Source organism: Variovorax paradoxus, assembly GCF_902712855.1.
GTDB classification, from domain to species: Bacteria; Pseudomonadota; Gammaproteobacteria; order Burkholderiales; family Burkholderiaceae_C; genus Variovorax; species Variovorax paradoxus_Q.
In genome coordinates this window covers 2,746,176-2,766,247 of sequence record NZ_LR743507.1, presented here as the reverse complement: position 1 = coordinate 2,766,247, position 20,072 = coordinate 2,746,176, and the positions used below count along the sequence as shown (strand labels likewise).

Genomic DNA, 20,072 nt, shown 5'->3' with positions numbered 1-20,072 from the left:
CAGCGGCAAGCTGCGCGCGAGCGCAGCGCCCGCCCTTACTGAACGACCGGGCTGCCCGGAATCTGGTCGCCCAGCGGCGTGAACAGCTGCGCCGCATCGACTGCGTCGAAGCGGTACTGCTTGCCGCAGAAATCGCAGCCGACCTCGATGTCGCCGCGCTCGGCGAGGATGCTCTCCGCTTCTTCCACGCCGAGGCCGCGGATCATCTGCGCCACGCGCTCGCGTCCGCAGGTGCAGGCGAAGTGCGGCCCTGCCGCACCGGTCTGCGGCTCGAAGCGCAGCAGCTTCTCTTCCCAGAACAGGCGACGCAGGATGGTCTCGACGTCGAGCGTCAGCAGCTCATCGCGCTTCAGGCTCGATGCGAGGATCGAGATGCGGTTGTAGTCCTCGTTGCGGCCGATCTGGTCTTCATTGGCCTGGTCGTGGTCCTTGTCCGCCGTGCCTTCGAGATTGCCCTCGCCCTTCACCGGCAGGCGCTGGATCAGCAGCCCTGCGGCCACCTTGTCGTCGGCGGCCAGCACCAGCGTGGTGTCGAGCTGCTCGCTCTGCAGCATGTAGTGCTGGAGCACGTCGCTGAGCTTGCCGAGCTTCTCGCCGTTGTCGCCGAAGAGCGGCACCACGCCCTGGTACGGCGTCGTGCCCGGCAGCTTGTCCTTGGGGTCGAGCGTGATGGCGCAGCGGCCCTTGTTGTTCACGTTGACCATGTCGGGCAGGCGTGCGTCGGCCGGCAGGTCGCCGATGACCTTGGCCGTGGCGCGCAGGCTCAGGTCAGGCTTGGCCTCGGCCACCGCCACCTTCACCGGACCGTCGCCGAAGATCTGCAGGATCAGCGCGCCGTTGAACTTGATGTTGGCCTGCATCAGCGTGGCCGCGGCCGTCATCTCGCCGAGCAGTTCGGCCACGGGCGGCGGGTAGGCGCCGGTGGCGGTGTTTGAGGCGCGCCGAGCAAGGATCTCCTGCCACGCATCCGTCAGGCGCACGATCATGCCGCGCACCGGCAGGCCATCGAACAGGAATTTGTGCAGCTCGCTCACAACGTTTTCTTTCTTCAGGTGCCTGCAGCGCCGGGGCTCAGGCGATCTTCTTGAGGCCCTTCGCGAAGCGATGGGCGTTTTCCACATAGTGCTCCGCACTCTGGCGAAGGCGGGCGGCCGCTGCGTCGTCGAGGGTGCGCACCACCTTGGCCGGCGAGCCGATGATGAGGGAGTTGTCGGGAAACTCCTTGCCCTCTGTCACGACGCTGCCGGCGCCAACGATCGAATTGCGGCCGATCTTCGCGTTATTCAAGACCACCGCCTGGATGCCGATCAGCGAGTTGTCGCCCACGGTGCAGCCGTGCAGCATCACCTGGTGGCCCACGGTGACGTTCTCGCCGATGGTCAGCGGGCAGCCGACGTCGGCGTGCAGCACCGAGAGGTCCTGGATGTTGCTGTTGCGACCGATGCTCAGCGTCTCGGTGTCGCCGCGCAGCACGGCGCCGAACCACACGCTGGCGTTCTCCGCCAGCCTGACGTTGCCCATGACCTGCGCGCTGTCGGCCACCCAGGCACCTTCACCCAGCTGCGGGGCCACACCGTCGAGTTCGTAGAGCGCCATTGTTCTTGTCTCCGGAAATGTCAAAGAAGGTCAAAACTAGAATTGTAGGGATGCACCCCCGTTTGAGCGCGCTTGCCGCGCTGCGCCTGACAGATCCAGATGAAAAAGTGGCCGCCACGCGCGCTGCTGCTGCGCAAGGCGCTACCGATTCCATAGCAATCGATCCCATTCGCACGCCAGGCGACGACACCGGCGTTCCGGGCCGCCCCGACAGGCCGCTGCGCGTGGCCGCGACCGCGGTGCAGAAGCGCTCGCCGTTCACGCCGGAAGGCCGCGCCGCGCTGATCCATTCGATCTGCCACATCGAGTTCAACGCGATCAATCTCGCGCTCGACGCGGTATGGCGCTACGACGGCATGCCCGAGGCCTACTACCGCGACTGGCTGCGCGTGGCCGACGAGGAAGCGCTGCATTTCACGCTGCTGCACGCGCACCTGCAGGACATGGGCTGGCGCTACGGCGACTTCCCCGGCCACGACGGCCTGTGGAACATGTGCGAGAAGACCAAGGACGACGTGCTCGCGCGCATGGCGCTGGTGCCGCGCACGCTCGAGGCGCGCGGGCTCGATGCCACGCCGTTGATCCAGGGCAAGCTCAAGCGCGTGAACACACCGGATGCGCTGCGCGCGGTCGAGATCCTGGACATCATCCTGCGCGACGAAGTCGGCCATGTCGCCATCGGCAACCATTGGTACCGATGGCTGTGCGACGGCGCGGGGCTCGATGCCGAGGCGACCTATCCCACCCTGGTGGCGCGCTATGACGCGCCCCGCCACAAGCCGCCGTTCAACTTCGAGGCGCGCGGCCGCGCGGGCTTCAGCGCGGAGGAATTGCGCCAGCTCGCAGCCACGCAGGCTGCCCCTGCGGACAAAGGCTGAAGCGCCCCCTAAGCGGGCCGTGCGTGCACCACCAGCTTCGGCGAGAAGTACTGGAGCACCTCGCCGCGCTGGTTGCGCGTCTGGCAGCGCATCGTCACCATCGCCCGGCCGGGCTTGGAGCGCGACGGCGTGATGTCGATCACCTCGGCCACCACGTGCAGCACGTCGCCGGGCCGCGTCGGCTTGGGCCATTGCAGTTCCCCGCCCGAACCGATGATGCCGTCGGCCAGCGGAATGCCGCTTTCCACCAGCAGCTTCATGGTGAGCGCGGCCGTGTGCCAGCCGCTCGCCGCGAGGCCCGCGAAGAAGGTGCCTTCGGCCGCTTCCTCGTCGGTGTGGAAGGGCTGAGGATCGAACTGCTGCGCGAAGGCCTTGATCTGCGCCGCGTCGAGCGCGTGTTCGGCGCTCTGGAAACGGTCGCCGACCTTCAGGTCTTCGAGGTACAGCTTGGCCATGGGGGTCTCCTTGTTGTGACGAGCGCCATTCTCGGGCGTCAGACGCGCTCGAGGATCGTCGCGATGCCCTGCCCGCCGCCGATGCACTGGGTGGCCAGCGCATAGCGGCCGTTCTCGCGCGCCAGCAGCGACGCCGCCTTGCCGGTGATGCGCGCGCCGGTCGCGCCCAGCGGGTGGCCGATCGAGAGGCCGCCGCCGTCGAGGTTGATCTTCGCGGGATCGAGCCCGAGGTCGCGGATGCAGGCCAGCGCCTGCGACGAGAAGGCCTCGTTGATCTCGATCACGTCGAGGTCGGCCGCGCTCAGGCCGGCGCGCGCCAGCGCCTTGCGGGTCGCGGGAATCGGGCCGATGCCCATGATGGCCGGGTCGACGCCGACGGTCGCGAACGACCTGATGCGCGCCAGCGCCTTCAGGCCGTGCTTCGCGGCGAACGCATCGCTGGTCACCAGCACCGCGGCCGCGCCGTCGGTCAACGGCGACGAGGTGCCTGCCGTGACCACGCCATCGGGGCGGAAGGCGGGCTTCAGGTTGGCCAGCGCCTCGGCCGAGGTGGTCGGGCGGATGCAGCCGTCGGCATCGACGATGTCACCCGAGGCGAGGCGCACCGGCACGATCTCGCCGGCCAGCCGGCCTTGCGCGCGTGCCTCCGCCGCCTTGCGGTGCGACTCGACGGCCAGCGCCTCCTGGTCGGCGCGGCTCACGTTCCAGCGTTGCGCCACGTTCTCGGCCGTCTCGCCCATCGAGATGTAGGCGTCGGTGGTCTCCTTGAGCTCGGGATTCGGCGAGAAGTTGAAGCCGCCCTGCGGCACCATCGACATCGACTCCACGCCAACGCACAGGAAGGCCTCGCCCATCCCTGCCTCGATCTGCGCGGCGGCGATGTGCACGGCCTGCATCGACGAACCGCAGAAGCGGTTGACCGTCATCCCGCCCACCTCGTGCGGCAGGCCGGCCAGCAGCCCGACGATGCGCGCGAGGTTGTTGCCCTGCGAGGCCTCGGGGTAGGCACAGCCCAGGATGATGTCCTCGAGCAGCGCGGGGTCGAGGTCGGTACGCTGCAGCAGCCCGCGCACCACGCCGGCGGCGAGCGTGTCGGGACGGACTTCGGCAAGGGCGCCCTTCTTCGCGAAGTGGAAGGGAGAACGGGCGTAGGCGGAAATGACGGCTTTCATGGAAGACTCCAACAGGTTGACTACCATCCAATCGGTAGGCTGAAACGGCAAAAAATAGGCACGCCGCGGCGTGCCCGTGTCCGGCCCGGCATTCAGCCGGGCAATGAACTCCTCAGTTGCGCGACGGCTTCGTCGAAGTCGTCCACACGGCCCGTCATGCGCGCCGAAAGCAGCGCGCCCTGACAGACGGAAAACACATAGGCGGCGAGCGCCGCAACCGACGTGCCCTTCCCGGGCACGGGCATCAGCGCACCCAGAACGCCGGTGAGCCACGTTACCTGCGTGTTGCGCAATTCCCGCACGGCCTGGCGCAGGTCGTCGTTGATGACGTCCCAGCCCGGCGTGAGCGCGCCCGCGGGGCACATGCCCGAACCGGCTCTCAAGGTGTTGCGGTACATGCGGAAATACGATTCGAGCGCGTCCTTCGGCTCGCGCGAACGGGCGGCATCCCAGTCCTTGAAGCCTTGCGTGGCCGCGTGAATCACCGCAATGCCCAGCGCCTCCTTGGTCGGGAAGTGGTGGTACAGGCTGGCCTTGCGGATGCCGACGGCGTCGGCCACGTCCTGGAAGCTGAAGCCCAGGTACGAGCGCGTCTCGATGAAGCTGCGCGCCACCGCGAGGATCTGCTCGCGGGTGTTGCCTGGGGCCAGGGATGCGGTCGTGCTGGACATCTACCTACTATAAGGTAGGCAAATTCGAACCGCAAGCCTCAGGGTCAATCGGCCTTGATGCCCGCCGCCTTGACGATCCGGCCATTGGCCTCGAACTCGCTCGCGATCTCCTTCGCGAACGCTTCCGAGGTGCCGCCGGTGGGAACGTTGTCGGTGGCGGTGAGCTTGGCGCGCAGTTCTGGGCTTGCGAGCGCCTTGTTGATCTCGGCGTTGTAGCGCGCGACCAGCGCCGCCGGCGTGGCGGCTGGCGCGAACACGCCGAACAGCGAATTGATGTTGGCCGCCTTGTAGCCCAGCTCGCCCAGCGTGGGCACCTGCGGCAGGCTTTCGAGCCGCGCCGGCGCGCCCACGGCCAGCGGGCGCAGCTTGCCCGACTGGATGTGCGACGACAGCGTCGGGCTGGCGTTGGTCGACAGGATCTCGAACTGCCCGCCGATCGCATCGTTGAGCTGCTGGCCGCCGCCCTTGTAGGGTACGTGCGTGATGTCCACGCCGGCCGCCGCATGCAGCTGCTCGAGCACGATGTGGCCAAGCGAGGCCGAGCCCGAGGTGGCCCAGCGCACTGCGCCAGGGCGCGCCTTGGCGTCTTCGATCAGCGCCTTGAAGTCCTTCGCCTTGCTGGCCGGCGTGGCGATCAGCAGCACGGGCGAATACATCACGCTGGCCACCGGCGTCACGTCCTTCATCGGGTCGAAGGGCAGCTTGCCGAGGTGCGGGCTCAGCACCAGCGGGCTGATGGCCGAGAAGCCCAGCGTCGCGCCGTCGGGTGCGGCCTTGGCGACGGCGTCCATGCCGATGGCCCCGCTGGCGCCCGCGCGGTTGTCCACGATCACCGTGGTGCCCAGTTGCGCGGCGAGCCGGTCGCCCAGTGCGCGCGCGACCACGTCGCTGACGCCGCCTGCAGGGTAGGCGACGATGAGCCGCACGGTCTTGGGAACGGCCTGCGCATGGGCGCCGGATGCGGCGCACAGCGCGGCGGTGGCCAGGAGCCGGGTCGCCAGGCGGCGCGAGGGCTTCGAGGAAGCGAGGAAATTCATGTCTGTCGGTTACCTGTTTGCATCAGTCCAGCTGCAGCTTGCGCTCGCGAATCAGCCTGGACCACTTCTCATTGTCCGCCTTGACGAAAGCCGCGAACTCGGCCGGGCCGAGCGAGTGCACTTCGGCGCCGGCGGTGGCGAACTTCGCCTTCACGTCGGGTAGCGCGAGCGCCCTGGCGAGTTCGGCCGCCAGCCTGTCGACGACGTCCTTCGGCATGTTGGCCGGCCCCACCAGGCCCTGGAATCCGACCGACTCCATGCCCGCCAGGCCCAGTTCCTTCACCGTCGGCACGTCGGGCAGTTGCGGATCGCGCACCGGTCCGGTGACGGCCAGCGCCTTCAGCTTGCCGCCCTTGACCTGCGGCAGCAGCACGCTGCCCGCGTCGATGAGGATCTGCGTCTGCCCGCCGATCAGGTCCTGCACCGCGGGCGCGCTGCCCTTGTACGGCACGTGCGTCATGTCGAGGCCGGTGACCTGGTTCATCAGCTCGCCGTTGAGGTGCGTCGAAGTGCCGTTGCCGCCCGAGGCGAAATTGACCTTGCCGGGCTGGCCCTTGGCCCAGGCCACAAACTCCTTGAGGTTCTTCGCCGGATGATCGGGCCGCGTCACCGCGATGTAGCTGCCCTGGCTGATCTGGCCGATGTAGGTGAACTGCCTGATCGGGTCGTACGGCGGCTTGCTCTGCAGGTAGGGCGCGATGGCGAACGGCCCGGTGTTGGCGAGCAGCAGCGTGTAGCCGTCGGCGGGCTGGCGCGTGAGTTCGGTGGCGGCGATCATGCCGCTCGCGCCCGGCTTGTAGTCGACCACCAGCTGCTGCTTGAGCGCTTCCTGCAGCGGCACCTGCACTGTGCGCGCGGCGAAGTCGATGCCGCCGCCGGGCGGATAGCCGACGATCAGGCGGATGGGCTTGGCACTGGGGAAACCCTGGGCAGCCACGAGGCCTGCGGCCGCAGCCAGCGCGACGCCCGCGCAGATTCTGGTGATGTTGAAGTTGATGTTCATGTTGTGTCTCCTCGGATCGGCTTTCGATTCTGCAGCAGGCGGCGCAGCGTCAGCGCGTTGCCGGCCGCTTCGCCTCCGGCCGTGTTGTCCAGGATGCACCAGCACCGCGCGCCCTCCTCCCTCGCAAGACGCAGCCGCAGCGCGAGCCGCGCAAGCAATGCGTCGTCGTAGGCCGACCAATAGCGCCGCGGCGAACCGTGCAGGCGCAGATAGACGAGCCCGGACCACCCGCCGGGCGCGGCGGCCTCGTCGAACAGCACCGGGTCCGCCAGCACGCGCCCACCTCGAAGCGCGCGAGCATCGCGTCGGCCTGCGGCACGAACCAGCTGCGGTGGCGCGGCTCGAGCGCAACAGCGCCCGCATGGCGTTGCCTCAGATCCGAAAGAAAGCGCCCGGCCGCGTCGGCATCGAACGCCAGACTCGGCGGCAACTGCACCACGAGGCAGCCGAGTCTGTCGCCCAGCCCGCCGGCCTGTGCAAGGAATGAATCGAGAGGCGGCATGGCATCGACCAGCCGGCGCTCGTGCGTCACTGTCTTCGGCAGCTTGACCGCGAAGCGGAACGACGCGGGCGTGCCGGCCGCCCACCGTTCGTAGGTCTCGCGCCGGTGCGGCCGATGGAACGATGTGTCGATCTCGACGGCGTCGAAGACCTGCGCGTACCGCTCGAGGTGCGAGCCCTCGGGCGGGAACTCGTTCCACAGCGCACGCGGCAGGCTCCAGCCGGCGCAGCCGATGCGCCACGGCGTCAGGTGCTCATCCGCGAGGATGGTGGCTGGCATGCAGCTGTTTCAGGCGCTCGCGCGCCACGTGCGTGTAGATGGTGGTGGTCGAGATGTCGGCGTGACCCAGCAGCAGTTGCACCGCACGCAGGTCGACGCCGTGGTTCAGCAGGTGCGTGGCGAAGGCGTGGCGCAGCGTGTGCGGCGACAGCGGCACATGGATGCCGGCAGTGGCCGCGTGCTTCTTCACGATGATCCAGAACATCACGCGCGTCATTCCCGCGCCGCGCGCGGTCACGAACAGGTCGGGCGTCTGCTGGCCGTCGAGGATGGCGGGACGCGAGTCGTCGATGTAGCGCTCGATCCAGCGCCGCGCCTCCCCGCCGAAGGGCACCAGCCGCTCCTTGTTGCCCTTGCCCAGCACACGCAGCACGCCATCGTTGAGGCTCAGGTCGATGGCCTTGAGCGCCACCAGTTCGCTCACGCGCAGGCCGCTCGCATACATCAGCTCCAGCATCGCGCGGTCGCGCAGGCCGAGCGGCGTCCCGACGTCGGGTGCGGCCAGCAGGTCGTCGACCTGTTTCTCCGACAGCGTCTTCACGGTGCGCGGCATCTGGCGCGCGGGCATGAGGCGGATGGTCGGGTCTGCCGCGATGCGCCGCTCGCGCAGCGCCCAGCGGTAGTAGCGCTTGAACACCGTGAGCCGGCGGTTGGCCGAGGTGGCCTTGCCCTTGGTCGACAGGCGCGCGCCCATGTAGGCCTGCACGTCGGTCTCGCGCGCCGCGCCCAGTTCGGTGCCGTCGCGCTGCTGCCGCAGCCATTGCGCAAACAGCGCGAGGTCGCGGCGGTAGGCCGCGAGCGTGTTCTTGGACAGCCCGTCCTCGAGCCAGAGCGCGTCGATGAAGTCGTCGATTTCGGGGGTCTGCGTGGCGGCCTCGGTCATGCCTCGCAAGATAACAAAAGAAAAAGCCGCCCGGCAGGCGGGCGGCTTTTCGCGGTATGGAGTCGCGGGAAAGAGGCTCAGTCGAGCTTCAGGTTCTGCTTCTTCACCACGCCCTTGTAGACCTCGAACTCGGCCTTGATCTGCGCGCTGAACTGCTCCGGCGTGTTGGCGACGATGAGCGAGCCGGTGTCCTCGATGCGCTTGCGCACCGCCGGTTCCTCCACCGCCTTCTTCACGCCCGCGCTGATCTTGTCGACCACTTCCTTCGGCAGGCCCTTCGGGCCGAGGATGCCGTAGTAGGCCATGCGGTTCACCGGCTCCAGGCCCACTTCCTTGAAGGTCGGCACGTTGGGCAGCGCGGCCAGGCGCTGGGGCGCCGACACCACGATCGGGACCAGCCGTCCGCTGGTGATGAAAGGCATCGCCGAGGGAATGTTGTCGAACATGATCGGCACCTGGCCGGCCACCACGTCGTTGAGCGCCGGACCCGCGCCGCGGTACGGGATGTGCGTGACGAAGGTGTTGGTCAGGCTCTTGTAGAGCTCCATCAGCAGGTGGCCGATGCCGCCCGTGCCCGACGAGGCGTACGAGTACTTGCCGGGGTTCTTCTTCAGCTCGGCCACGAACTCGGCGTAGTTCTTCGCCGGGAAGCTCGGGTTGACCGCGATGATGTTCGGCGTGGCCGCGATGTTGATGATCGGCGTGAAGTCGTTGATCGGGTCGTACGGCGTCTTCGGGTTGATGGCCGGGTTGGCCGCCGTGCTCGACACGGTGGCAATGCCCAGCTTGTAGCCGTCGGGCGTCGCGCGTGCGGTTTCCGCCGCGCCCACGATGCCGCCGCCGCCCGCGCGGTTGATCACTACCACCGGCTGGCCGAGCACCTTGCCCAGCGGATCGGAGATCACCCGCGCCACGATGTCGGTCGTGCCCCCCGGTGCGAACGGCACGCTGAGCTCCACGGGCTTGTTGGGATAGCCCTGTGCAAAGCTCTGGCCCGCCACTGCGACCAGTGCCGCAGCCCCCACCAGCGCGCTCCATTGACGACGTTGCATCGATAACTCCTTGTTCTGACTGATGTCGAAAAAAACGAAGCCAGGATGCTAGCGGCTTGCGCCGCCGTTCCGTGCTGTGGATTACCCATGGTCTGGCCGGTTTATCCTCGAAGCGGTGAACTACGCTCAGCTGCTTTTTCCCGACTTCTCCCTCATCGCCATCGGTTGGCTCCTGTGCCGCTACACCGCCCTCGACCGCCGCGTGTGGGACCAGGTCGAGAGCCTGGTCTACTACTTTCTCTTTCCCGTCCTGCTGTTCCATTCGATCGTGCGAAGCCCGCTCGATTTCGGTGCAACGTCGAACCTGCTGACGGCGGGCCTGTGCATCGGCGCCTGCGGCATCGCAATGGCCTATGCCCTGCCCTTCATCCCGGGACTGCGCAGCCACATCGACCGGCGCGACCACGCCGCCAGCACGCAGATCGCGTTCCGCTTCAACTCGTTCATCTGCCTGGCATTGGCCGAGCGGCTGGCAGGCGCCGAAGGGCTGCTGCTGATCGCGGTGCTGATCGGCGTGTGCGTGCCGATCTTCAACATTGCTGCCGTGTGGCCGATGACGCGGCATGCGCAGACCGGATTCGTGCGCCAGCTGGTGCGCAATCCGCTGATCGTCGCGACCTTGGCCGGCCTGCTCGCCAATGTGCTCGGGCTCACGGTGCCTGCGTGGGCCACGCCGACGCTGACGCGGATCGGGGCTGCCTCGCTGGCGCTGGGACTGCTGGCTGCGGGAGCTGGGATGAAGTTCTCGACGCTGGGCACGGGCAAGGTGCTGGCGGTGTCGGTGCTCTCGATACGGCACCTGTTCCTGCCGCTGGTCGCCTGGGGACTTGCGCATGGGCTGCGGCTGGATGCGATGCAGGGGGCTGTGCTGATGGCGTTTTCTGCCGTGCCTACGGCTTCGAGTGCTTATGTGTTGGCTGCGCGGATGGGGTACAACGGGCCTTATGTGGCTGGGCTTGTGACTCTCTCGACTCTGTTGGGGGTTGTCAGTTTGCCGTTTGCCTTGGCGTTGCCTCGATAGGGGGTCCTGAGGCTGCGGTTCGTTCGGTTCGCTTCTGGCGACTCTTGGGACAAAGGGAAATCTTGTCTTGGGGAAGTTTGCTTTCCGGGGCCGGGTCTCGGCCCGGCGGCCGACTTACTTTCTTTTGCTTCGCCAAAAGAAAGTAAGCAAAGAAAAGGCGACCCTGCTGTCTGCGTCCCTCCGCTTCGCTACGGGCAACCTGCGGTGCTCGACGTAGGAGGGGGTCCGCAGAACTCGCTTCGCTCAAACAGCTGCGGCCCTGATCCCTCCTACGTCTGCGCTCCTCGGCGCAGCCAGAAGGGTTTTGGGAACCGACACGCCATCGCTTCGCTCGGCTGGGAACTGACGGCTCGAACTTCGTTCTCGCGCCTTGGCCTTGGCCTTGGCCTTGGCCTTGGCCTTGGCCTTGGCCTTGGCCTTGGCCTTGGCCTTGGCCTTGGCCTTGGCCTGCTAGCTACCTGCTACTGCTCAAGCTGACTCTGGCTCAGGCCACCAGCATCAGCATCAGCATCAGCATCAGCATCAGCATCAGCATCAGCATCGATTTCAACGTAACTCGAACCCCAGCACCGGTATCAGCAAAACTATTCAGCCCGCGCCCAACACTGCAGGCGCCAGGCGCCTGCAGTGGCCTGAGGCCGAGCGAAGCAAAGGCCCGTGTGGTTCCCGCCCCCACCCCCTCTGGCTGCGCCGAGGAGCGCAGCGTTTCGCGGATCAGGGCCCGCAGCTGTCTGAGCGAAGCGAGTTCTGCGGGACCCCGCGAAACGCGAGCACCGCAGGTTGCCCCTTCGCACAGCGAAGGGGTCGCAGACAGTGGGGTCGCCTTTTCTTTGCCTACTTTCTTTTGGCGAAGCAAAAGAAAGTAGGTCGCCTGCCGGGGCGAGTCCCGGCCTCAGCCCTCCGCCAGGAGAGCATCAACCGAAACTCAACCACGAGCCAACAAAGCAGGAACAGCAGAAGCCAGCACAGCCACTCCAGAAGCAGTCAACAACCCCAACACAATCTTCCGAAACACCGCTTCACTGATCCCGATATACATCCGGGCCCCGAGCAGCACAGGCACGGCAACCGCCAAAGCAACAAGCCCAAGCAGAGGCAGGACAGCCCGCCCGATATTCCCGCTGAACAGATGGATGCCAAAGGCCACCACCAGCATGGAGAGATTGAAGTTCTGGATCACCGCCCGCTGCGTGTCGCGCTGAAACCCGCGCAGGGTGCACCAGAGCGTGGGAATGGTCCCCGAGAACCCGCCGATGCCGGCCATCGCACCGCCGATGGCCCCGGCCACCCCGTCGGCGACCCGTCCGCCGAACGCCACCTTCGGCAGATGCTGCGACATCAGCATCGCAGGGCACCAGAGCACCAGAAGTACGCCAAGGCACAGCTTGAAGACGACGAGATCGAGATGCGGCAGGAGCCAGACGCCGAACGGCACCCCCACCAACCCGCCAAGCACGAAGGGCCAGAGAACGCTCTTGTCGAACGGGCGCCGGACCGTGACCGCAGCGATCACCTGCCCGGTCAACGCGCCGAACAGCGCGAGCACGGCGGCCAGCTGGGGCTCCAGCGTCCAGGCCCAGACCGACATGGCCACCAGGCCGAACGCGAAGCCCGACAGGCCCTGCACGAAGCCTGCCAGCACCGCGCCGACGATCACATGGACATACAAGGCTTGCATGCGGCCGATGATATCGGCGGCATTTCAGCCAGGAACGCCGAGCAGCGTCAGGCCGAGGCGGGCACGAGTGCCGTGCGGCGCACGCGGCGCACGTTGAAGGCGCTGGCGATCAGCACGCCCTGCACCAGCGCCAGGCCGACGATCACGCTCGTGTACTGGCCGTGGTCCATCAGTCGACCGAACACCAGCGGCGCCACGGCCTGCCCGATGTCGAGCCCCGCATAGACCACGCCATACACGCGGCCGGTCGCGTTCGGCGGCGTGGACTTCTTCACCAGCAGGTCGCGCGAAGGTCCGGCCACGCCCGAGACGAAGCCCATGGCACCGAACAGAACCGGCACCACGATCGGCGGGAAGTCGGCGAATGCCAGCACCAGTGCCAGCGCCGCCGCCACCCCGAAGCCGGCACCCACGATGCGCTCGCAGCGCGACGGGTCCGACGCCAGGAAGCCGCCCACCACCATGCCGGCCGCGCTGGCCACCATGTAGACCGTGAGGCACACCGCCACCAGCGCCACCGGCACCGCATGCAGATGCCCGGCGGCCACGGGCGCGAAGGTCTGCACCACGCTGATCACCGCGGCGTAGAAGAAGAAGAAACCGAAGCACATCCACACGGCGGGGATTCGCAGGAAGTCGAACTCTCCGCCGGCTGCAGCAGCCTCGCCCTGCCCCGTGGCCTTGTGCACCGCGGCAGCGTCGAGCGACAGCACGCTGCGGTAGACCCACAGCACCAGCAGCACCACGATGGCCACCGCGCCGGCCGAAGCCAGCGCGACGCGCCACGAATAGGCAATGGCGATCGGCACCACGAAGGCCGGCGCCAGCGCCCAGCCGAGGCTGCCGGTGATGCCGTGCACGCTGTAGGCGTGGCCCAGGCGGGTGGGCGCGACCTTGCGATTGAACAGCGTGTAGTCCACCGGATGGAACACCCCATTGCCGATGCCGCCGACCACCGCGCACAACAGCAGCATCCAATAGCTCTGCGCCGCCGCATAGCCGAAGGCCGCCAGCCCCAGTGCGCCGAGCCCCACGAACAGCACCGGCCGCGGACCCAGCTTGTCGACGATGAAGCCCGAGGCGGCCTGCACGATGCACGAGACCACGAAGAACACGGTGAGCACCGCGCCCAGCTCGACGTAGCTCACGTTGAACGCGTCCTTGAGCCATGGAAAGAGCGGCGCCAGGATCAGCTGGCTGAAATGGCTGACCGCGTGCGCCAGGCCGACCAGCCCTATCAGCTTGGCATCGGTGGCCAAGGTGGTGGGCGGAACGGCGGCGGAAGAAGTGGAGGACATGGATTGCTACAAAAAACCGGTGCGGGCTCCGATGCTATGTGGCACGGGCACGGCAGAATGGCGATACAGCGACAACATTTGTCGAAACCATGCCAAGCGACGCCTCCCCTTCTTCGCCGACTGCCGACAGAGCGTCCAACCCCGCCCGTCCGCGCGTCGCGGTTGCGGCTCCCGCCAACAGCGTCGGTCCGCTCACGCCGCACCTCTACGCCCCCGACGCGGTGCGGCCGCTGCGTGCCAAGGAACACTTCCTGAGCGCCGACACGCTCGTCGAACTGCACGAGCACCCATGGCCGCAGCTCACTTTTTCCACCCGCGGCGTGATCCGCCTGAGCACGCAGGACGGCAGCTACATCGTGCCGCCCTCGCGCGCGCTGTGGGTGCCGGCCAACATGCCGCACAGCATCACGCTGATCGAGGACGCGGAACTGCGCACCGTCTACCTGCACGCCTGGATCGCGCCGACCTGGGAGAAGTGCGAGGTTCTCGAGATCAGCCCGCTGCTGCGCGCGCTCATGCTCGCGCTCGACACCACGCCCGACGGCCTGCCTCCGGCCGATCCGCACGCACCGCAGCGCGAACGCATGATCGCGCCGCTGCTGGTCGACGAGGTGGAGCGCGCCACGCAGATCCGCATCGACGTGCCGCTGCCCACCGACAAACGCCTGCGCCAGTTGTGCGAGGCGCTGCTGCGCAACCCGGCCGACCGCGCGACGCTGGCCGAACGCGCGGCCACCATCGGCGCCAGCGAACGCACGGTGGCGCGCCTGTTCCGCGACCAGCTCGGCATGAGCTGGCAGCAATGGCGGCAGCAGGCCGTGATGGCACATGCATTGCCGCTGCTGGCACGCGGCATGGCCGTGAGCCAGGTGGCCGCCGCCAGCGGCTATGCCACGGACAGCGCCTTCTGCGCGATGTTCAAGGCAGCCACGGGCCGGTCGCCCACGTCGTTCCAGCACCGCAAGCGCCCCGCAACCGCCTGAAGCGTCGCGCGTGCGCGGGCACACCGGGCGGATGCGTCATGCCGGTCTGGCAAGATCGGCAGCGACACCATGCACACACCGATTCCCCTGCACATGGCACCCGAGGCCGCGCCGCCGACGTGGACCGCCGACATCTGGCTGCGCATGCGGCGGCATTTCCTGCTGAAGGCGGTGGGCACCACGGTTTTCACGTGGCTGTTCTTCATCGGCTACTTCCACCTGCTGCGCAACCCGTCCTTTCCGGTCGAGGTGATGCCGCTGACGCCGCTCGACCACCTGATTCCGTTCCAGCCCTACACGCTCGGCGCCTACCTGTCGCTCTGGCTCTACGTGGGCATCGCGCCGGGGCTGCAGCTGACGTTCAGGGAGCTGGTGGTCTACGGCCTCTGGATCGGCGGACTGTGCATCACGGGACTCGGCCTCTTCTACTTCTGGCCGACGCAGATACCGCCGCTGAGCATCGACGTGTCGGGCTACCCGGGCTTCGCGATGCTGCAGGGCGTGGACGCCGCGGGCAATGCCTGCCCGTCGATGCACGTGGCCGTGGCCATCTTCACGGCCATCCGCGTCGAGCACGTGCTGCGCGAGTCGCGCACGCCTGTGCCGTGGCGCGTGCTGAACTGGCTCTGGTTCGCCGCCATTGCCTATTCGACGCTGGCCGTCAAGCAGCACGTGGCGCTCGACGTGGTGGCCGGCGCGCTGCTGGGCATGGCCTTTGCATTCCCCTCGCTGCGCTGGCGGCCGGGAAAGCGTCGCCAAGGGATGTCCCTCAGTTGAGAGCGGATATCATTGGTAATCATTGAACACACTTACCACTGGCCGAACGAGGAAGGGATCGATTCAATGGCGCACCCCGCACGGGTGGCAATCGATCAGCGGCACATGACGACGACAGGCATTGCACGATGAGTTCGCTGAAGGAATTGCAGGACCTGATTCACGAGAAGTACGGCATCGAACCGTCGAAGCTCGACCCCCATGCCTCGATGCGTGAAACCGGCGGCCTCGACTCGCTCGCCCTTGCGGAGTTTCTCTTCGCCATCGAAGATCATTTCGGCATCACCATGCCCGACGAAGACGCGAACATCGACACCCTGGCCGAACTCGCGGAACTGGTCGACAAGGTCCGGGCCGCGAAGACAGCGTGAACCACGAGGTCGCAGTCACCGGACTGGGCGCCATGGCGCCCCACGGGGACGAGCCCGGCGCTCTTTTCGACGCGCTGCTGCAGGGCCTTCCGGCCATCCAGCCCGTTTTCCCCGACCTTCCCAAGCCGGCCGCCGCGGCCACCGTCGCCTTCGACGAAACCCGCTGGTTCACCAAGCTGCAGCTCGCGGGCGTCGACCGCGTGAGCCAGCTGGCCGTGGCCGCCGCCGACCTGGCCATGCGCGACGCGGGCCTGGCCGCCGGCGATGCCGATCCCGAGCGCATCGGCGTCTTCGCCGGCTGCGGCATGGGCGGCGCGGCGGCGCTCGAGGCGGCCTACCGCGGCAACGGTCGCGTGTCGCCGCTCACCATCCCGGCCTTCATGCCCAACGCACCAGCCGCCCATGTGGCGATGCGCCAGGGCGTGCAGGGTCCGGTGCTCACCTATTCCGTGGCCTGCGCGTCGTCGTCCGCCGCGATCGCCGAAGCGGCCAAGGCCGTTCAGCGCGGTGAAGTCGACATCGCCATTGCCGGCGGCAGCGAAGCGCTGATCGTGCCCGGCGTGGTCGTGGCCTGGCAGGCCATGCAGACGCTGGCCGGCTTCCAACCCGGCGAGGCGGGCAGCGCGGTGCGTCCGTTCGCGGCCGACCGCACCGGCTTCGCGCTGGGTGAAGGCGCGGCTTTCCTCGTTCTCGAATCCGCCGAACGCGCCCGCGCGCGCGGCGCCCGCAGCTACGCCACGCTGGCCGGCTGGGGCCTGAGCAGCGACGCCACCCACCTCACGAAGCCCGATGCACCGGGCCAGGCGCGTGCGTTGCGCGCGGCCCTGCGGCAGGCCGGGCTCCAGCCGCGCGACGTGGGCTACTGCAACGCGCATGGCACGGCCACGCGCATCGGCGACGTGGTCGAGCGCAATGCGCTGGCCGACGTGTGGGGCGACGACTTCGACTCGCTGCGCGTCAGCTCGACCAAGGCCCTGCACGGCCACCTGCTCGGCGCGGCCGGTGCCATCGAGGCGCTCATCACCGTGATGGCGCTGCACCGCCGGCAACTGCCTCCGAACGCGAACTGCAACGAGATCGATCCGGCATGCCAGATGAACCTGGTGAGGCCCGGCGACACCGCGGCCCCGGCGCTCGAAGCGGCCATCAGCAATTCCTTTGCCTTCGGCGGCACGAATTCCGTGCTGCTGTTCCGCCAGCCGGCCTAGGCCGACACGGCCTGCGGCGCAGCGGCCGCTGCGCGCAACCACGCCACGAAGGCGCCGACCAGCGCGTCGTCGGTGCGGCTCGGCGCAACGAACAGGCTGTATCCCCGGCTCGACGGCGCGCGGTGCGGGCAGGCAAGCACCAGTTCGCCCGAGCGCAGTTCACGTTCGACGAAATACTCGGGCACCAGCCCCACGCCCAGGTCCGCGCGCACCGCGGCCACCAGCGACGAGAACAGATCGAAGCGGTGCCCGGCCACGAGGTTCTCTGGCGCGCGCGCATGCGCCGTTTGGGCAAACCACTCCTCCCATGCGCCCATGCGCGTGCGCAACTGCAGCAGCGGCGCGGCGCGGAAGTCGCAACGCGCCATGGCCGCGCGGCCTTTCGCCTTCGGCGAGCACACCGCCACGCACGACTCGCCCATCAGGGGCCGCGCATTCGCGCCGGGCCATACCGCGTCGTCGTACTGCACGCCCACGTCGAAGGGCATGTCTTCCATGTAGAGATGGGTCGGGAACACCTGCAGGTGCAGGCTGCAGCCCGGGTGCTGCGCGATGAACTCCGGCAGCCGCGGCGTGAGCCAGCCTTCGGCCAGCACCGGCACCGCGCCCACCAGCAGGCGCAGGCCGTCTGTGCGCTGCGCCATGGCCTCGAGCGTGTGGTTCTGCAGGCGCAGCAGGTCGCCGGCGATCTGTCCGTGATACCGCTGCCCGGCCTCGGTGAGTTCGCTGCCACGCGCCGTGCGCTGCACCAGCCGCACGCCGATCTGCGATTCGAGCAGCCGCAGCTGCTGGCTCACCGCGCTGTGCGTGAGGCAGAGTTCCTCGGCGGCCTTGCCCACGGCGTGGTGCCGCGCGACGGCGTCGAAGATCATCAGTGCGCGGGTGCTGGGAATGTGGCGGCGCATGGCGGTCGGGGAGAAGTGGAAGGCATCGAACCCTTGAACGGGCGGTTGGTCAGAAAAACTGACGGCGCCCAAGATTAAACGAGAGCAGGCCCTTAGCACACTCGCAAGAATTGCTGACGACGCCGCGCCGGCGGCGTCCTTTTTTCTCCCACTCCAAGGACACCTGCCCACCATGCCTCGCCCCGCGTCCCTCCGTCTTGCTCCGCTCGTCCTCGCCCTGGCATCGGCCACCGCCTGCATCGCCCACGCCCAGACCGGCGCTGTCGCGTCCACGCCCGCACAGGTGCGCCCCGAGGTCGACAAGGCCTACACGCAATTGATGGCCTCGCCCGCCATCCAGAAGCTGCTTGATGCGGTCAAGGCCGACCACGAGCGCTCGGTCGAAGACCTGAAGATGCTCACCGAGATCGAGGCGCCGCCCTTCAAGGAACAGAAGCGCGCCGAGGCCTTCCTCGCCCGCATGAAGGCCCTGGGCCTCACCGACGCGAAGATCGACGCCGAAGGCAACGTGGTCGGCCTGCGCAAGGGCACAGGCAGCGGGCCGAAGCTGCTCGTGTCCGCCCACCTCGACACCGTGTTCCCGGCCGGCACCGACGTGAAGGTGAAGGAACGCGACGGCAAGCTGTATGCGCCGGGCATCTCCGACGACACGCGCGGCCTGTCGGTGCTGCTGTCGTGGCTCAAGGTGCTCAACGACAACAAGGTGCAGACCGTGGGTGACCTGATGTTCGTGGGCAACGTGGGCGAGGAAGAACTGGGCAACCTGCGCGGCATGAAGGCGATCTTCCGAGACCACCTCGACATCGACGGCATGGTCGGGCTCGAGCCGGCACCCGATGGCACCGTGCTGATGCTGGGCACCGGTTCGCACCGCTACGAAGTGACCTTCAAGGGCCCGGGCGGCCACAGCTTCGGCGCGTTCGGCCAGGTGCCCAGCGCGATCCACGGCATGGGCCGCGCCATTGCCAAGATCGCCGACGTGCGCACGCCGACCTTCCCCAAGACCACCTTCACGGTCGGCACCGTGGGCGGCGGCACCTCGGTGAACACCATCGCGCCGGACGCGCGCATGGCCGTGGACATTCGCTCCGACGAGATGGCACCGCTGCTCGAGACCGAGAAGAAGATCCTGGCCGCCATCGACGAAGCCGTGGTCGAGGAGAACAAGCGCTGGGGCGTGACCACGCTGAGCGTGAGCACCAAGCTCATCGGCGACCGGCCTGGCGGCCGCACACAGTCGGACACGGTGATCGTCGAGGCCGCCACGCGCTCGAACGCGGCCTTCGGCCACAAGACGCTGCTCACGGGCGCGAGCACCGACGCCAACGTGCCGATGTCGCTCGGCATCCCGGCCATCATCATCGGCGGCGGCGGCAAGACGGGCGGCTTCCATGCGCTCAGCGAATGGATCGACGTGACCGACGGCTGGAAGGGTGCGCAGAACTCGCTGGTGACGGTGCTGGGCCTGGTCGGCGTGCAGGGCACTAGCGCGCCGCTGCTCGAAAAGCGCAAGAGGTAAGGCTCGCCCCCAGGCTGCGCGCACTTCGTGTCGCTTCTCCTACCCCCTACCGGGGGCAACACCTGCGGCCTGGCAAAGCCAGTTCCGCGGTGTTCTCGCCGGGACAAGCTGCGCTGGCGAAGCGCAGCGCGCGGTCCTGTCTCCGTTATGCTGGTGGCCGCTTCCCACAGGAGACCACCATGCATGCTCGCTCCACCCTCATCGCCCTGGCGCTGCTCGCCGCAGGCGCTTCGGCGCAGGCCAACAACCTGCTCGACCAGCTGAAGGAAAAGGCCGGCGAGGCCGCCAGCGCGAATTCGCAAGGCTCGCAAAGCGGTGGCGCCGGCTCGGCGCTCGGCAACCTCGGCTTCAAGATGCCGGCGATCGGCTCCAGCACCGTGGGCAATGCGGCCGGCGTGCTGCAGTACTGCGTCAAGAACAACTACCTCGGCGGCGACGCGAACTCGGTGAAGGACAAGCTGCTCGCCAAGATCACCGGCCAGAAACCTCAGGAAACCGGCTTCGCCAGCGGCGCCAAGGGCCTGCTCAAGGGCGGTGACGGCCAGACACTGAACTTCAAGCTGCTGTCTTCCAAGGTCAAGACCAAGGCCTGCGACTACGTGCTGAAGAACGCCACCTCGCTGATCTAGACGCGCCCCATGCTTCGCGCGTTGCGTGTCGCTTCGCACTCTCCCTCCCCGGGGGCAACGCCTGCGGCCCGGCAAGGCCGGTTCCGCGGCATTCCCCGACTGGCCGCATAAGTTCCAGGCTCGCAGCGTTCCAACGCCGTCGTGAGCGCCATCCG

General features: G+C 67.9%; 22 protein-coding genes and 1 pseudogene. 8 read left to right on the top strand and 15 right to left on the bottom strand.

Annotation, left to right across the window (positions count from 1 at the left end):
• Nucleotides 1-35 precede the first annotated feature (35 nt).
• Together AACL56_RS12615 and AACL56_RS12610 are read right to left on the bottom strand one after the other, a co-directional pair.
• Nucleotides 36-1,034, bottom strand: coding sequence for an Hsp33 family molecular chaperone HslO (locus AACL56_RS12615; protein ID WP_339090157.1), 999 nt, complete (start codon nucleotides 1,032-1,034; stop codon nucleotides 36-38).
• 37 nt (nucleotides 1,035-1,071) lie between these two features.
• Nucleotides 1,072-1,596 (bottom strand): gamma carbonic anhydrase family protein, encoded by a 525-nt coding sequence (locus AACL56_RS12610; protein WP_339090156.1) that lies wholly within the window; start codon nucleotides 1,594-1,596, stop codon nucleotides 1,072-1,074.
• A gap of 50 nt (nucleotides 1,597-1,646) precedes the next feature.
• On the opposite strand from AACL56_RS12610, the gene AACL56_RS12605 reads away from it, so the two are divergent.
• Nucleotides 1,647-2,474: a ferritin-like domain-containing protein gene (locus tag AACL56_RS12605; RefSeq protein ID WP_339090155.1), complete on the top strand. Its 828-nt coding sequence runs from the start codon at nucleotides 1,647-1,649 to the stop codon at nucleotides 2,472-2,474.
• An 8-nt stretch (nucleotides 2,475-2,482) separates the two neighbouring features.
• Here the strand turns inward: AACL56_RS12605 and AACL56_RS12600 are convergent, their stop codons facing one another.
• The 9 genes and pseudogenes from AACL56_RS12600 to AACL56_RS12560 all read right to left on the bottom strand — a co-directional run bounded on the left by AACL56_RS12600 (nucleotide 2,483) and on the right by AACL56_RS12560 (nucleotide 9,528).
• Nucleotides 2,483-2,929: a MaoC family dehydratase gene (locus tag AACL56_RS12600; RefSeq protein ID WP_339090154.1), complete on the bottom strand. Its 447-nt coding sequence runs from the start codon at nucleotides 2,927-2,929 to the stop codon at nucleotides 2,483-2,485.
• Between the two features lie 38 nt (nucleotides 2,930-2,967).
• Complete coding sequence (locus AACL56_RS12595; protein WP_339090153.1) at nucleotides 2,968-4,101, bottom strand: thiolase family protein; 1,134 nt, start codon at nucleotides 4,099-4,101, stop codon at nucleotides 2,968-2,970.
• A 92-nt stretch (nucleotides 4,102-4,193) separates the two neighbouring features.
• Entirely contained in the window at nucleotides 4,194-4,772 is a 579-nt protein-coding gene (locus AACL56_RS12590; RefSeq protein ID WP_339090152.1) for a TetR/AcrR family transcriptional regulator, read from the bottom strand.
• A gap of 44 nt (nucleotides 4,773-4,816) precedes the next feature.
• Nucleotides 4,817-5,809, bottom strand: coding sequence for a Bug family tripartite tricarboxylate transporter substrate binding protein (locus tag AACL56_RS12585; protein ID WP_339090151.1), 993 nt, complete (start codon nucleotides 5,807-5,809; stop codon nucleotides 4,817-4,819).
• A 22-nt stretch (nucleotides 5,810-5,831) separates the two neighbouring features.
• Nucleotides 5,832-6,812 (bottom strand): Bug family tripartite tricarboxylate transporter substrate binding protein, encoded by a 981-nt coding sequence (locus tag AACL56_RS12580; protein ID WP_339090150.1) that lies wholly within the window; start codon nucleotides 6,810-6,812, stop codon nucleotides 5,832-5,834.
• Nucleotides 6,809-7,072, bottom strand: a complete 264-nt coding sequence (locus AACL56_RS12575) for a DUF72 domain-containing protein (RefSeq protein WP_339090149.1) — start codon at nucleotides 7,070-7,072, stop codon at nucleotides 6,809-6,811. Before AACL56_RS12575 ends, AACL56_RS12580 begins: the two co-directional genes overlap by 4 nt.
• A 65-nt stretch (nucleotides 7,073-7,137) precedes the next feature.
• A pseudogene (locus AACL56_RS12570) lies at nucleotides 7,138-7,593 on the bottom strand (DUF72 domain-containing protein); the annotation flags it as partial.
• A complete protein-coding gene (gene xerD / locus AACL56_RS12565) occupies nucleotides 7,568-8,476 on the bottom strand; it encodes a site-specific tyrosine recombinase XerD (RefSeq protein WP_339090148.1) in 909 nt (302 codons plus the stop codon). The gene xerD and the pseudogene AACL56_RS12570, both read right to left, overlap by 26 nt.
• A gap of 77 nt (nucleotides 8,477-8,553) precedes the next feature.
• Nucleotides 8,554-9,528, bottom strand: coding sequence for a tripartite tricarboxylate transporter substrate binding protein BugE (locus AACL56_RS12560; RefSeq protein ID WP_339090147.1), 975 nt, complete (start codon nucleotides 9,526-9,528; stop codon nucleotides 8,554-8,556).
• A gap of 103 nt (nucleotides 9,529-9,631) precedes the next feature.
• On the opposite strand from AACL56_RS12560, the gene AACL56_RS12555 reads away from it, so the two are divergent.
• Nucleotides 9,632-10,549 (top strand): AEC family transporter, encoded by a 918-nt coding sequence (locus AACL56_RS12555; protein ID WP_339092862.1) that lies wholly within the window; start codon nucleotides 9,632-9,634, stop codon nucleotides 10,547-10,549.
• 484 nt (nucleotides 10,550-11,033) lie between these two features.
• On the opposite strand, the gene AACL56_RS12550 is transcribed toward AACL56_RS12555, so the two are convergent.
• From AACL56_RS12550 to AACL56_RS12540, 3 genes are all read right to left on the bottom strand, one after another.
• On the bottom strand, nucleotides 11,034-11,405 hold the full coding sequence (locus tag AACL56_RS12550) for a hypothetical protein (protein WP_339090146.1): 372 nt from the start codon (nucleotides 11,403-11,405) through the stop codon (nucleotides 11,034-11,036).
• A gap of 69 nt (nucleotides 11,406-11,474) precedes the next feature.
• Nucleotides 11,475-12,227: a sulfite exporter TauE/SafE family protein gene (locus AACL56_RS12545; RefSeq protein WP_339090145.1), complete on the bottom strand. Its 753-nt coding sequence runs from the start codon at nucleotides 12,225-12,227 to the stop codon at nucleotides 11,475-11,477.
• 47 nt (nucleotides 12,228-12,274) lie between these two features.
• On the bottom strand, nucleotides 12,275-13,525 hold the full coding sequence (locus AACL56_RS12540; protein ID WP_339090144.1) for an MFS transporter: 1,251 nt from the start codon (nucleotides 13,523-13,525) through the stop codon (nucleotides 12,275-12,277).
• 89 nt (nucleotides 13,526-13,614) lie between these two features.
• On the opposite strand from AACL56_RS12540, the gene AACL56_RS12535 reads away from it, so the two are divergent.
• The 4 genes from AACL56_RS12535 (at nucleotide 13,615) to AACL56_RS12520 (ending at nucleotide 16,864) form a co-directional block, all read left to right on the top strand.
• Nucleotides 13,615-14,508: an AraC family transcriptional regulator gene (locus AACL56_RS12535; RefSeq protein WP_339090143.1), complete on the top strand. Its 894-nt coding sequence runs from the start codon at nucleotides 13,615-13,617 to the stop codon at nucleotides 14,506-14,508.
• A gap of 69 nt (nucleotides 14,509-14,577) precedes the next feature.
• On the top strand, nucleotides 14,578-15,285 hold the full coding sequence (locus AACL56_RS12530; RefSeq protein ID WP_339090142.1) for a phosphatase PAP2 family protein: 708 nt from the start codon (nucleotides 14,578-14,580) through the stop codon (nucleotides 15,283-15,285).
• A gap of 128 nt (nucleotides 15,286-15,413) precedes the next feature.
• A complete protein-coding gene (locus tag AACL56_RS12525) occupies nucleotides 15,414-15,656 on the top strand; it encodes an acyl carrier protein (protein ID WP_339090141.1) in 243 nt (80 codons plus the stop codon).
• Nucleotides 15,653-16,864 carry a beta-ketoacyl-[acyl-carrier-protein] synthase family protein gene (locus AACL56_RS12520; protein ID WP_339090140.1) on the top strand — a complete coding sequence of 404 codons (1,212 nt, stop codon included), beginning with the start codon at nucleotides 15,653-15,655 and terminating at the stop codon, nucleotides 16,862-16,864. The genes AACL56_RS12525 and AACL56_RS12520 overlap by 4 nt, the downstream gene beginning before the upstream one ends.
• Here AACL56_RS12520 and AACL56_RS12515 read toward each other — a convergent pair.
• A complete protein-coding gene (locus AACL56_RS12515; protein WP_339090139.1) occupies nucleotides 16,861-17,769 on the bottom strand; it encodes a LysR substrate-binding domain-containing protein in 909 nt (302 codons plus the stop codon). The genes AACL56_RS12520 and AACL56_RS12515 overlap by 4 nt on opposite strands.
• Nucleotides 17,770-17,941: 172 nt before the next feature.
• Here AACL56_RS12515 and AACL56_RS12510 point away from each other — a divergent pair, with 172 nt between their 5' ends.
• Together AACL56_RS12510 and AACL56_RS12505 are read left to right on the top strand one after the other, a co-directional pair.
• On the top strand, nucleotides 17,942-19,288 hold the full coding sequence (locus AACL56_RS12510; RefSeq protein ID WP_339090138.1) for a M20/M25/M40 family metallo-hydrolase: 1,347 nt from the start codon (nucleotides 17,942-17,944) through the stop codon (nucleotides 19,286-19,288).
• A gap of 179 nt (nucleotides 19,289-19,467) precedes the next feature.
• Complete coding sequence (locus tag AACL56_RS12505; protein ID WP_339090137.1) at nucleotides 19,468-19,917, top strand: DUF2501 domain-containing protein; 450 nt, start codon at nucleotides 19,468-19,470, stop codon at nucleotides 19,915-19,917.
• Nucleotides 19,918-20,072 lie beyond the last annotated feature (155 nt).